Below are 12,314 nucleotides of genomic sequence, written 5' to 3'. Positions count from 1 at the left end.
TTCCTTTGCCTTAACCGAGTCGATAACCTAAACCACGAATGGTGCGAATAAAATCTTTGTCTAATTTTGTTCTGAGATGATGCACATACACTTCAATAGTATTACTGCTGATATCACTATCAAAATCGTAAAGCTTATCTTCTAAATTGGCTTTCGAAAAAATCTTATTCGGATGCGTCACCAGTGGAATCAATATGGCCCATTCACGGTTAGATAAATCGACATATTGCCCCTTATAGCGTGCAAGATGCTGCTCAATATCTAAAATCAATTCACCATGTTTTAAAATTTTCTGTGGTGCTTCGACTGAACTCAGCCCTGTGCGTCGAAGGAGCGCATGAATCCGTGCAAGTAATTCATCAAACTCATAAGGCTTAATCAGATAGTCATCTGCCCCATGGTTTAAACCATCTACACGATTTTGTAGTTGATCCCGTGCCGAGATGATTAATACCGGCAATTTGGGCTGCATTTGACGAATTTGTTTCAGGACTTGCATACCATCCATCATCGGCAAACCCAGATCTAGCAAGACGATATCAATCCCCCCTTGCATTATGAGCTTTAAGCCATCGATACCATTATTCACCCACTCGACTTCAAACTGTTGAAAGTTCAACAAGGTTTTTGTCGATTCGGCAATCATGAAATCATCTTCAATAATAAGTATTTTGTGCATGGCTTAAGTCCTGCGCTGTACTGAAGTACATTGTTGCAACATATTGTTTTTTTCATCAATCACTTGAGTCTGCACATCGAGCAAACTCAATAGCGATGGAAATAGATTATCCTGACTTAATTTTTGGCTTTTTTGTGCCATTAAACAAGTGTATTGCGCTGAATTATTTTTTTGCCACGCCGGTGAAAACCACATCAACATCGGCACATGGGTTTGCTGTGACGGTGCAATTGCGTATGGAGAACCGTGTAAATATAAGCCATGTTCACCTGTCGACTCGCCATGATCGGACAAATACCACAGTCCTGTTTGATAGTTGTTAGTCACTTTTAAGGTGTTAATCAATTCACTCAGCACATGGTCGGTATAGATAATACTGTTGTCATAACTATTTATTAATTCTGTAGAGCTACATCCCTGTATGGCATTGCTATTACAGGTTGGCTTAAATTTTTGAAACGCTGCGGTACTTCGTTTGAAATAAGCAGGGCCATGACTGCCCATTTGGTGTAATACAATTAAACGGGGTGTTGGATCTGCTTTGGGGATCGAAGCCAAATATGCCTTCAAACCATCCACCAAGATTTCATCATGACATTCGCCATCGGCATCACACCACTTTTTCTTCAGCGCTTCAGGAAATTCATATTTTTCAACACGTGTGCATGTACCCTTACAGCCTGAATTATTATCTAGCCACGTCACCTTATAGCCTGCACGCTGTGCAATATCGAGTAAACCTTCGCGATGACTTGCAAGCTGTTCGTCATATTCGGTTCTCGGCATACCCGAGAACATACAAGGAACAGACACAGCGGTTGCGGTGCCACATGAGCTGACTTGGCTAAAATTGATAATATTTTGCTGACTGAGTTCAGGATTGGTATTTTTAGCATAACCATTGAGTGAAAAACTTTCCGCGCGCGCAGTTTCACCAACCACTAAAACCATCAATTTTGGTAAGCTATTGGCGCTTAGGTTTTCAACCATATGTGCATCTTCACCATAGCTCAGCAATGGCAAATTCTGTTTCGGTGCTTTTTTGTGATAATAGGAAAATGTCGAAGCGATACTGTTTTGTGGTGAGAGCATGCCTTTTAAGTCACGATGCTCACGAAAGATCGCTGCATAATCAACAAAATAAACAAACAGCAAAGCACCCAAAAGGATGAGCGATAGCACTATATGTAGACCCTTTTTGGCTACGACCGTGCTTAGGGCTTCTTTATGCAGTGGCAAAAGCCAGATCAATAGCACTGGCAAAATAACCAGTCCAAAGACCCAGATAAAAAATTGTGGCGAGATTAAATCCTGCACTTCCTTTACATCTGTTTGCATCATGTTCTGCACTTGGTCAGATGTAATGGTCACGCCTAAACTATTGACGAAATAAGCACTCAAGGCACCAATGATCAGCAAAACACTCGCCAAAAGTTTTGAATTCCATCGCCATTGCAGTAGTTGCATCAGCACATTATAAAGTGCCACTACCACCAGTACGGTTGCCGCTAAAAATAGTCCGGCCTTCAGCCCCGTATAAGGTGTGAGCTGCTGGATTTGCTGATAAAACGCGAGGTTCAAAACCACCCCAAGCCATAAGGCAAGCACGAGGTTAAATTGACTTAAACTAAGTCTTGGAATTTTTTGCTGTATTTTAGCTATGACCTGAAGCATATTGGCATCAATTATTGATCTTTGATGCCCTAATCTAAAAATTCAAACTTAAAAATCACTTAAAACTGATCAAAACCAAGCAAGAAAAATCAAAAAAGGCGATGTAAAACATCGCCTTTTGAACAACTTAAATCAAAGTTTTAGAATTTAAATTCTAGACCTGTACCTAGAACAGGTTGTTTGCTTTCATCTGGACCTTGTTCAAGTGCTAAGTAACCTGCATAACCATAAGCTTTCACTTGTTTGCTAAATGCATAATCTGCACCTGCAATGAGTTGCTGAGCTTCGTAATCATCACCCACTTTATAGGTCGTAGTATTTTGACTATATTGTGCTTTTACTGTCCAAGCTTTTGCAGAAGGTAGATTGTATTCTGCACCGACTAACCAACCTTGAGCATCATCAATATTTGCTGCATTCTCTGCATTCGTGTTTGTGTCTTCTTTGCTTGAATATGGTGTTTTTTCTACTTCAGACGTTTGATATAAAGCTTTCAGTGCCAAACCACCCTCAAGATTTACACGACCGATCGCACGAACGGTATTTGCGGCAGCAAAAACTTTGGTACCTGTAACTTCAGGAGTTTGAGCATTTAAGATCCCTACACCACCAAAGTTCGATGGAATGGCTTTGTCATAGGCTAAACCTGCGACAACAACGGGGCTGTCATAGACAACAGACGCCGACCAAGCATCGCCAAGACCACGAACTGCAGTTTTTACTACACCTTTGTCGCTCTTGATTCCTGAAGATTCACCTGTTGCAAGCAATGCATTAACTTTAATTGCACCTTCCGCAATTTTAAATGCTGGTGATTCATAAACAACAACGTTATCGACACGATTTTCACCCGTCATGATGCCTGTAACATCAGCACGGTTACCCACGTAGTTGTTAAATGTATCCACCGGACTAGACAATTGTTTTAATGGTGTATCGTGTGCACCGACTTTCAATGTACCAAGTTTCGCATCTTTCAAACCAACGAAGCGGTTACGCTTAGACCAGTCATCGCCTTCGCCGTCTGAGTTAAATGCCCATTCAATTGCATAAACTGCGCTTAAACGGTCAGTCAGTTTTTCATCGCCCTTTAAACCCAAGAAAGAACTGTTTGAACTGATTTCAACGACATCTTTGTCTGAAACACCCGTTTTATTATCTTCAGGTAAATAATCAACTGACGCATCAATTTCACCGTAGAAGGTTGGTGCTGCAAAGGTTGACCCAGCCAAAAGGCTCAATGCGATAGCCGCTGCTAACTTAGTTTTCATCAAAAATTTTCCTTAAATTATTTTGTAACAGATATTACACACGGGAAACATATTACAAAATTATTAAAATAATATTTGCATTGCTCTTTTAGTGCTTTAGCTGATAAAAAACAACCAAAATCATGATTTAGAAGTGATTTTGGTCATTTTTTGATGCTTTTCCCCAAAATAGAATCGGGACTAAGCTCAATGCAGCCAAACCTGTGATCCAAAATAAATAAGTGCTATAACCCAACTGATCGGCCACTATGCCACTGATGCTATACAGCCCCCCACTCACCGTAGCCATAATGGCAACCTGAAATGTAAAGTCCGTTGCTGCAAATGCTTTACGACTATATTGCATCACCAAAGTCAGCATGATCACAAGCAGCATGGCTGAAATCATGTCTTCGGCAGCATTGATCCCATAGATCAGCCATTCATGGACGGGCCGTTTTGCCTCGAACTGCAAAGCCAGCCATGCATAGGCCAATAAACTGAATATTTTCAATACCGAATAGAAAACCAAGGCTTGCGCCCGAGAAATATACTTCAAGCTAAGACCAGCAAGCCCAGCCCCAATTAAAGCAGCCACTGCACCTAGCATGGTGACATACAGACCAATTTGACTAAAACTCAATCCTAAATCGACCATCAGTGGCTTAAGTAGTGGACCTGCTAGACCATCTGCAAGCTTAAAACTCAATAAGATCATGAGCCACAGTGTGAGGGTTTTAGTTTGGGTAAAATAAGCCAAATACTGGCGAATAGCATAGAATAAGCCTGAAGTATGTTTATGGTTGTTATCATTCTCTGGACTAGATTTTATGTTGATTGGTAGCTTTGAAGGTTCTCGATACATAAAAATAGGGATGGTATTGATGAACACCAATGCCGCTAAAAACAGAAATGTGGCTTGCCAATCCAACCAATCCAAGGCCCAAAGTACAGCACCACCGCCCACGATAAAGCCGAGTCTGGAACCAATCACCTGAAAGGTATTGCCCCAGTGCTGTTGGTCAGTTTTTAAAATATTGACGGCCAAGCCATCGGTTGCGACATCTTGAGTCGCACCAACCAAATTCATACTGAGTAAAGCCACAAAAAATAGCAGCAAATACATCGGTTCATTCAAGCTTTGGATCGGCAAAAAAGACAGGAAGACCAAGACCACCACGGACAACAACTGCATTGGAATAATCCAACTCCGATAGTGCCCTTTGGACCTTGAACCATGCCGATCAATCCACGGTGCCCAGAAAACTTTGATCGACCATGGCAGCATGAGTAATCCAAAGCCACCAATATGCGCCAAAGACACACCTTGCGCTCTTAAAATCACTGGTAAAGCATGTGTCATAAAACCGACAGGTAACCCTTGCGCCCAATATAAGGAAAACAGTAAAAGATAGAGCTGACGAAGCTGGATCATAAGTTCCTAAATATTGAGTGCACTGAAGTTACATTTAGAGTAGTCAAAATACGGCTATTTTGCCAATGATCTAAAAAAATCATCGACCTAAGATAAAGGTCAATGCTGATGCCCTACTTTTAAATGTGCATCACATCAAAAATGGATTTCACCTATATAAGAATATGCAATGAATCAAAAGACTCAATTATTTCCAGTTTTGCCCGATCAAGTTCCATCACGCGGCTCCCCCCTGAGCCGCGCAATATTTAAAACACTTTTTTTGGCACAAGGATGGAAATTTGACGGCGAATTTCCCAACCTTGCCAAAGCTGTAGCGATCATTTCTCCGCATACTTCTAATATAGATGCATGGCATGGTTTTCTTGCCTTGCTTGGAATCGGGATAAAAATAACCATTTTTGGTAAAAACACCCTTTTTGATACCCCCTTAAAACCACTTTTGGATTGGGTCGGCGTGATCCCTGTGCAGCGTGAAAACCCACATGGGCTTACGCGTGAAATTGCTGAGATTGTCCAAGCGACAGATCAAATTTGGATTGGAATGGCACCTGAGGGAACACGAAAAAAAGCCGATAAAATCCGCAGTGGTTTTTACTATATTGCCTATGAAGCACAGATACCTATTGTGATGTTTAGCTTTGATTATGCAAAGAAAACCATTCATTGCTTGGGTGTTTTTGAACCCAGTGGAGATTTTGAAACTGATCTCGAAAAAATTTTGAAGATTTATGATGGAAAATTTTCCCCGAAAAATCCCGAATGGTTGGCCTTGCCGTTACAAAAGCACTGGAAAAAGCCCTAGTCAAATGGCTATTTTTTTGATGTGATGTGCACTTTGTATATTTAACCATCAGATTTCACCCATGAAACTTTTGCAATACCTGATTCCTAGCCTCTTTGTATTGGCACTCACTGGCTGTGATTCTGCAACCAAAACGCCTGCAACCACGACACCTACACCTGCCAAAGCACGTGAACCGGTGATCGCGATTGCGCTCGGTGGTGGCGGTGCCAAAGGTTTTGCTCATATTGGTGTGCTTAAAGTGCTTGAATCGCACGGTATTAAACCTAAGATTGTGACTGGGACCAGTGCGGGTAGTTTTGTCGGCAGCTTGTATGCCAGCGGTAAAACACCATATCAAATGCAGCAATTGGCCCTGAACTTTAAAGAGTCTGATATTCGTGATTTAACCTTAAATAGCCAAGGCATTATTCAAGGGCAAAAACTGCAAGACTTTGTTAATAAAAACGTCGGCAATAAATCAATTGAACAATTTCCAAAGCGCTTTGCTGCTGTAGCCACCCGTTTGGATAATGGCAGTAAAACTGAATTTAACCGTGGTAATGCAGGCCAAGCGGTACGTGCATCGTGCAGCATTCCAAATGTATTTGTACCTGCAACCATTGCAGGGGTGAAATATGTCGATGGTGGCTTAGTCAGCCCAATTCCGGTGAAAACGGCGCGTGATATGGGTGCAGATATCGTGATTGCAGTTGATATCTCTGCGCGTCCTGACGGTAGCAAAGCCGTAAGCATGTTTGGTTTACTCGATCAAACCATTAACATCATGGGACAACAAAGTATTAATGAAGAACTGAAAAATGCTAATTTCGTGATTCAACCTAAAGTGGGACATATCGGCACACTCGATTTGAAGTCGAGCAATGCGACGATTTTAGAAGGTGAAAAAGCCGCACAGCTCAAAGTGAATAGCATTATTAAGGCGATCGACAATTTTAAACAGTCCCCTGCGGCCTTTAAACCAGCACCAAAAGCGAAAATATAATTCAACGATTTTTTTTATATTCATTGAGTTATACATCTGCTACATTGATATAGATACTGGTTCATCTATATCAATTCACCCTTATATAAGAGTAGATGTATGGAATTTATTTTAGAACCTTGGCACTGGTTTGTATTGGGCGTCGCTTTGATGCTTTTTGAACTAATTTTGCCGTCTTTTGCTGCGCTATGGTTTGGCGTTTCTGCAATTTTGGTTGGGATCTTATATTGGATCTTTCCATCCATGGACTTTAATGTCCAAATTGTGGTTTGGATTATTTTTGCCGTGCTCTGCACATTTTTGTGGTTCAAATTTATTAAGCCTTTATCCATTGATAAAACCAAAGCAGGTCTGTCCCGTGAAGCGACGATTGGCCAAGTGGGTATGGTGATTCAAACCCAGCTCAATCATGGCAGCGTTAAAGTTCGCTTCCCAATGCCTGTTTTAGGTTCAGACGAATGGCATTGCCGTACCCAAGATGCACTTCAAGTCGGCGACCGTGTTCGCGTGACCGATATTTTAGGCAATGATTTAGTCGTCCAACTGCACAGCAGCAACCACCCCACTGACAATCCATAAATAAGTGAGAAATGACATGTCTGGTGTTTCTATTGTTTTTTTAGCGCTCTTAGTTTTTGTAGCCGTCACCATTTTTAAAGGTGTCCGTATTGTTCCCCAAGGTTATAAATGGATTGTTCAGCGTTTAGGTAAATACCATACCACGCTCAATCCGGGGCTGAACTTTGTGATTCCGTATGTCGATGAAGTGGCTTATAAAGTGACAACCAAAGATATCGTGTTAGATATTCCCTCTCAGGAAGTGATCACTCGTGACAACGCGGTACTGCTGATGAATGCTGTGGCTTATATCAATTTAACCACGCCTGAAAAAGCAGTTTACGGTATTGAAAACTACACATGGGCGATTCAAAACTTAGTTCAAACCTCTTTGCGGTCTATTGTTGGTGAAATGGACCTCGATGATGCACTATCATCGCGTGATCATATTAAGGCTAAACTTAAAGCTGCTATTTCTGATGATATCTCTGACTGGGGTATTACGCTTAAAACTGTAGAAATTCAAGATATTAAACCTTCTCATACCATGCAAGCTGCGATGGAAGAGCAAGCGGCCGCTGAACGTCAACGTCGTGCGACAGTCACCAAGGCAGACGGTGAAAAACAAGCGGCTATTTTGGAAGCAGATGGTCGTTTAGAAGCCTCTCGTCGGGATGCAGAAGCTCAAGTGGTACTGGCAGAATCTTCTCAGCGTGCAATTGAAATGGTGAGTTCAGCCGTCGGTGATAAAGAAATTCCAGTTGCGTACTTACTGGGTGAACAATACGTCAAAGCCATGCAAGATATGGCTAAATCTAATAATGCCAAAACTGTGGTTTTACCTGCGGATGTACTGAATACGATTCGTGGTGTGATGGGACGTAATAACTAAATCTTCGCATTAATTAAAATGGGTCGTGATATACGGCCCATTTTTATGCCCAAAACAAAAAAGAAGGCAAAGTTTGTCAATTTATGTTTAAATTTCACGTTATTTTTTTGACGTTTTAGGACTTATCGTTCGATTTCACCTACTTGGCTTAGGCAAATCCCATTGAGTCCCCTAATTAAACGCAATTGTCCAACGCCAAAGCGGATACCGTATGAGCTCCCTGAATCCCACCCTAATTACCTTTCTCTTTTATATTGTCGCCATGGTCGTGATCGGTTTACTTGCATACCGTGCGACCAGTAACTTTTCTGACTACATTTTAGGTGGCCGCCGATTAGGGAGCTTTGTCACTGCCCTTTCTGCAGGTGCATCAGATATGAGTGGTTGGTTGCTCATGGGTCTTCCGGGGGCAATTTACCTTTCAGGTTTATCTGAAATGTGGATTGCAATTGGTCTGATCATTGGTGCTTGGCTCAACTGGTTACTTGTGGCAGGTCGTCTCCGTGTACATACCGAAGTTCAAAATAATGCTTTGACCCTACCTGACTATTTCTCAAATCGTTTTAACGATCAAAAGAAAATCTTACGTATCGTGTCAGCTGTGATTATTTTGATTTTCTTCGCAATTTACTGTGCTTCAGGCATGGTTGCAGGCGCTCGATTATTTGAAAGTATGTTTGGTATGTCGTATAGCACTGCGCTTTGGATCAGTGCCATTGCAACGGTGAGCTATGTGTTTATTGGTGGCTTCCTTGCTGTCAGTTGGACCGATACCATTCAAGCGGGCTTTATGATTTTTGCCTTGCTACTTACCCCTATCGTGGTCATGTTGTCATTCTCTGATTTAAGCCAGTTCACTCTGGCACTAGAAGCGGCACGCCCTCAAGCGATGAATGTATTTGCTGACTTAAGTTTTGTCGCAATCATGTCTTTATTGGCATGGGGCTTAGGCTATTTTGGTCAACCGCATATCTTAGTCCGCTTCATGGCAGCTGATTCTGTTAAATCGATTCCCAATGCACGCCGTATTGGTATGACATGGATGACGCTCTGCCTCGGTGGCGCAGTTGCAGCAGGCTTCTTCGGTATTGCTTATTTCCAACAGCATCCAGAACTGGCAGGTGTCGTTACAGCAAACCCTGAAACGGTCTTTATGGAATTGACTAAAATTCTATTTAACCCATGGGTTGCAGGTATCGTATTGGCTGCGATTTTAGCTGCAATCATGAGTACCCTCAGCTGTCAGCTTTTAGTCTGCTCAAGTACCTTAACTGAAGACTTTTATAAATCATTCTTACGCAAAAATGCTTCACAAAAAGAATTGGTTTGGGTCGGCCGTTTCATGGTATTAATGATTGCCTTGCTTGCGATCTATATGGCGGCTAATCCTGACTCTAAAGTCCTTGGTCTCGTCGCATATGCATGGGCAGGCTTTGGTGCTGCATTTGGCCCACTGATTATCATGTCATTGTTCTGGAAACGCATGACACTCAATGGTGCTTTAGCAGGTATGGTGGTCGGTGCGGTTATGGTTATTCTATGGAAAAACCTCTGGGGCGATACAGGCGTTTATGAAATTATACCGGGCTTCATCTGCTCACTCATTGCAATCATCATTGTGAGCTTAATGGGCAAAGCGCCATCTGCTGAAGTCACTGAAAAATTTGAAGAAGCAGATCGTATCTATAAAGAAAGTATTTAAGACCAATAGCACTTAAATTTAATTTCTAAGTTTTAATATCTGCAAAAAAGGACGCTAGGCGTCCTTTTTTCTTTTTTATCATATCATCCATTTAGCTATTCAGTAGATGGTTTATTGACTTCTGTTCCAAATATACAAAATATAAAAAAAGCCCACAACATATTACATGTGTGGGCTGAGGTCTTTTACTGCGTCATATTAACTTTGACGTTTTAATAAAAACTGCGTGATCTTGTGTAATTCTGCCGCATCTTCTGCAAAATAATCCAAAGCTTGAAGCGCTTGAGCATGTAATTCTTCTGCATAAGCTTGCGCTTGCTCGAGACCCATTAACGCAGGATATGTCGATTTATCCACTTGTTGATCTTTACCTGCTGTTTTACCCAATGCTTCAGTGTCAGCAATAATATCTAAAATATCATCTTGCACCTGAAAAGCTAAACCAATCGCTAGACCAAATTCGCGGAGTTTAGGAATAGCTTGGTCTGTACCATTAAATATCGTCACTGCCGCCATCATGATTGCAGCAGAAATTAAAGCACCAGTTTTATTTCGATGAATGTTTTCTAGTTCATCCTGACTGACATGCTTGCCTTCCGCTTGTAAGTCTAGGACTTGTCCATTGACCATTTTTGAAGTTGCAGTCGCTAAAATTTGCATTTGCTTCAAGATGATCGGCGCTTCAACGGCTGGGCCTTGATCAAAAAGACGGCTGCCTAAAACTTCAAAAGCCATCGATTGTAAAATATCGCCAGCAAGTAAAGCCGTATCTTCACCAAAAGCCACATGACAAGTTGGTTGACCACGACGAAGTAAATCATTGTCCATACACGGCAAATCATCGTGTGCCAATGAATAGCAATGAATAAATTCAATCGCCACCGCAGCACGGCGTACGGCTGCAAAATTGGTATTGGGTTTTAACGCTGCTGTTGCATAACAAAGTGCCGGTCGAACGCGTTTTCCACCCAACATCACAGCATGATACACCGCCCCTTTTAAGGGTTCTGGAATTGAAAATGCATCAAGCGCTGTCAGTAAATCCTGCTGAATACGCTGCTGCGCTTCTGTCAGGGCATGTGTGGAAACGTCTGTTAAAGAAGACACATTCACCTCAAATACTTTAAATATTTAACTGCTTCGTTCATTAGCAAATCGACTGCCAATGTTTTCTGTCAATTTTGACCTGTTGCATCATACTGCTTTCTCAAATCTTTCTCTATGTTACGGCCTAAATCTATGTGTTTTTCCCACAGTCTGATGGTTTTTTAAATGTCGTTTCCTCAAATAGCGCCACATTTTGTCCATCATTAAAACAGGTACAATTTTTCGAGCCTTTCTTGGCTTGATACAAAGCCTGATCAGCACGTGCCAATGTTTCAAAAAATGACTCTGTTCCATCCCACAAGGCCACTCCGCATGAGATACTCAGTTGTAAAGCCTTATCCGCATAATTCATCGAAGAAGCATAGATTTGCTCACAACATTGTTGTGCAATCGAACATGCAGTCGATATAGCCGTGCGTGGCAAAATCATTGCAAACTCTTCCCCACCCATGCGATATATTTGTGCATCTGCGAGTTGACTAATTTGCCCCCTTAAAAGCTGCGCACTTTTTCTTAAAACCTCATCGCCAAACGCATGGCCGTAGATATCATTGATTTGCTTAAAATTGTCTAAGTCGAGCATCATCAAACAAATTTCATTGGCTTGTTCGACCGCGAAGCTTTTTTGCCACTGAGAAAGGTCTAAATCAAAACCTCGTCGATTTCTTATCCCTGTCAGATAATCAAAATAAACTTTTTGTTCGAGTTGTTGGTTATGTTTCAACAACGATAATTCGACTTGCTTTAAATTTGTAATGTCCGCACAGCACAACAGTACATGTTCCAAATCCCCACTTTGTTGAAACTTTGGTTTGAGCGTGAACCAATAATGCCGTTCATTTTCACTATACATAAAGGGTTCAATGCTATCGTTCTCTAAACAGCGTAAATCAAACTCAGAACTTGTGGCTTTGGTTTTTTGCTGCATCACGGACACATGATTCAATACAATCTCTTGTAAGTCTGACTGAAATCGATGTTTAAATATTTGATTGGCGCATATCAGCTCAGCTGTCGCAGAAAATAACGCAGCAGGCATTGGCAACGCTTCTAATACAGCCAATTGTTCAGTAGGTAGATCCGATTTTATTAAGTCTTTTCTCTGTACACGACAAATTTCACAGAACCCTTATCCTATCAGGATTCTGCTTTCTTAAAATTGCCAAAATTTCCTTAAACTCTTCTTTTTTCCCAAAACCAATTAAACGCTGAATCGCCATTTGAACA

11 protein-coding genes are annotated in these 12,314 nt (G+C 41.5%); 5 read left to right on the top strand and 6 right to left on the bottom strand.

What is annotated here, in order from left to right; translation table 11 throughout:
* Window positions 1–10: 10 nt before the first annotated feature.
* From FTU13_RS07270 to FTU13_RS07255, 4 genes are all read right to left on the bottom strand, one after another.
* On the bottom strand, window positions 11–679 hold the full coding sequence (locus FTU13_RS07270; protein WP_180065317.1) for a response regulator transcription factor: 669 nt from the start codon (window positions 677–679) through the stop codon (window positions 11–13).
* A 3-nt stretch (window positions 680–682) separates the two neighbouring features.
* Complete coding sequence (locus tag FTU13_RS07265) at window positions 683–2,353, bottom strand: phosphoethanolamine transferase (RefSeq protein WP_180126667.1); 1,671 nt, start codon at window positions 2,351–2,353, stop codon at window positions 683–685.
* 140 nt (window positions 2,354–2,493) lie between these two features.
* Window positions 2,494–3,624, bottom strand: coding sequence for a porin (locus FTU13_RS07260; RefSeq protein WP_180126669.1), 1,131 nt, complete (start codon window positions 3,622–3,624; stop codon window positions 2,494–2,496).
* 127 nt (window positions 3,625–3,751) lie between these two features.
* Window positions 3,752–5,038 (bottom strand): MFS transporter, encoded by a 1,287-nt coding sequence (locus tag FTU13_RS07255; RefSeq protein WP_180126670.1) that lies wholly within the window; start codon window positions 5,036–5,038, stop codon window positions 3,752–3,754.
* A 169-nt stretch (window positions 5,039–5,207) separates the two neighbouring features.
* Between FTU13_RS07255 and FTU13_RS07250 the strand changes: the two genes are divergently transcribed.
* From FTU13_RS07250 to putP, 5 genes are all read left to right on the top strand, one after another.
* Entirely contained in the window at window positions 5,208–5,843 is a 636-nt protein-coding gene (locus FTU13_RS07250; RefSeq protein ID WP_180024073.1) for a 1-acyl-sn-glycerol-3-phosphate acyltransferase, read from the top strand.
* 61 nt (window positions 5,844–5,904) lie between these two features.
* Window positions 5,905–6,828, top strand: coding sequence for a patatin-like phospholipase family protein (locus tag FTU13_RS07245; protein ID WP_180024072.1), 924 nt, complete (start codon window positions 5,905–5,907; stop codon window positions 6,826–6,828).
* A 99-nt stretch (window positions 6,829–6,927) separates the two neighbouring features.
* On the top strand, window positions 6,928–7,407 hold the full coding sequence (locus FTU13_RS07240; protein WP_078189968.1) for an NfeD family protein: 480 nt from the start codon (window positions 6,928–6,930) through the stop codon (window positions 7,405–7,407).
* A 16-nt stretch (window positions 7,408–7,423) separates the two neighbouring features.
* Window positions 7,424–8,278: an SPFH domain-containing protein gene (locus FTU13_RS07235; protein WP_078189969.1), complete on the top strand. Its 855-nt coding sequence runs from the start codon at window positions 7,424–7,426 to the stop codon at window positions 8,276–8,278.
* Window positions 8,279–8,489: 211 nt separating this feature from the next.
* Window positions 8,490–9,980 carry a sodium/proline symporter PutP gene (gene putP, locus FTU13_RS07230; RefSeq protein ID WP_180126672.1) on the top strand — a complete coding sequence of 497 codons (1,491 nt, stop codon included), beginning with the start codon at window positions 8,490–8,492 and terminating at the stop codon, window positions 9,978–9,980.
* A 198-nt stretch (window positions 9,981–10,178) separates the two neighbouring features.
* Here putP and FTU13_RS07225 read toward each other — a convergent pair whose 3' ends face one another.
* Window positions 10,179–11,087 carry a polyprenyl synthetase family protein gene (locus tag FTU13_RS07225; protein WP_078193048.1) on the bottom strand — a complete coding sequence of 303 codons (909 nt, stop codon included), beginning with the start codon at window positions 11,085–11,087 and terminating at the stop codon, window positions 10,179–10,181.
* Window positions 11,088–11,217: 130 nt separating this feature from the next.
* Window positions 11,218–12,126: a GGDEF domain-containing protein gene (locus tag FTU13_RS07220; RefSeq protein ID WP_180161103.1), complete on the bottom strand. Its 909-nt coding sequence runs from the start codon at window positions 12,124–12,126 to the stop codon at window positions 11,218–11,220.
* Window positions 12,127–12,314 lie beyond the last annotated feature (188 nt).

The sequence above is a fragment of the Acinetobacter sp. YH12064 genome, assembly GCF_013419735.1.
Classification (GTDB): Bacteria; Pseudomonadota; Gammaproteobacteria; order Pseudomonadales; family Moraxellaceae; genus Acinetobacter; species Acinetobacter amyesii.
Note: the sequence above shows the minus strand (reverse complement) of the source record. Positions and strands in the feature narration are given on the sequence as shown.

Bases quoted from the DNA above. Each gene is read 5' to 3' on its own strand.
- FTU13_RS07245 (WP_180024072.1), top strand. From the start codon at position 5,905: ATGAAACTTTTGCAATACCTGATTCCTAGCCTCTTTGTATTGGCACTC.
- putP (WP_180126672.1), top strand. From the start codon at position 8,490: ATGAGCTCCCTGAATCCCACCCTAATTACCTTTCTCTTTTATATTGTC.
- FTU13_RS07260 (WP_180126669.1), bottom strand. From the start codon at position 3,624: ATGAAAACTAAGTTAGCAGCGGCTATCGCATTGAGCCTTTTGGCTGGG.
- FTU13_RS07270 (WP_180065317.1), bottom strand. From the start codon at position 679: ATGCACAAAATACTTATTATTGAAGATGATTTCATGATTGCCGAATCG.
- FTU13_RS07220 (WP_180161103.1), bottom strand. From the start codon at position 12,126: ATGCCTGCTGCGTTATTTTCTGCGACAGCTGAGCTGATATGCGCCAAT.
- FTU13_RS07255 (WP_180126670.1), bottom strand. From the start codon at position 5,038: ATGATCCAGCTTCGTCAGCTCTATCTTTTACTGTTTTCCTTATATTGG.
- FTU13_RS07265 (WP_180126667.1), bottom strand. From the start codon at position 2,353: ATGCTTCAGGTCATAGCTAAAATACAGCAAAAAATTCCAAGACTTAGT.
- FTU13_RS07250 (WP_180024073.1), top strand. From the start codon at position 5,208: ATGAATCAAAAGACTCAATTATTTCCAGTTTTGCCCGATCAAGTTCCA.
- FTU13_RS07240 (WP_078189968.1), top strand. From the start codon at position 6,928: ATGGAATTTATTTTAGAACCTTGGCACTGGTTTGTATTGGGCGTCGCT.
- FTU13_RS07235 (WP_078189969.1), top strand. From the start codon at position 7,424: ATGTCTGGTGTTTCTATTGTTTTTTTAGCGCTCTTAGTTTTTGTAGCC.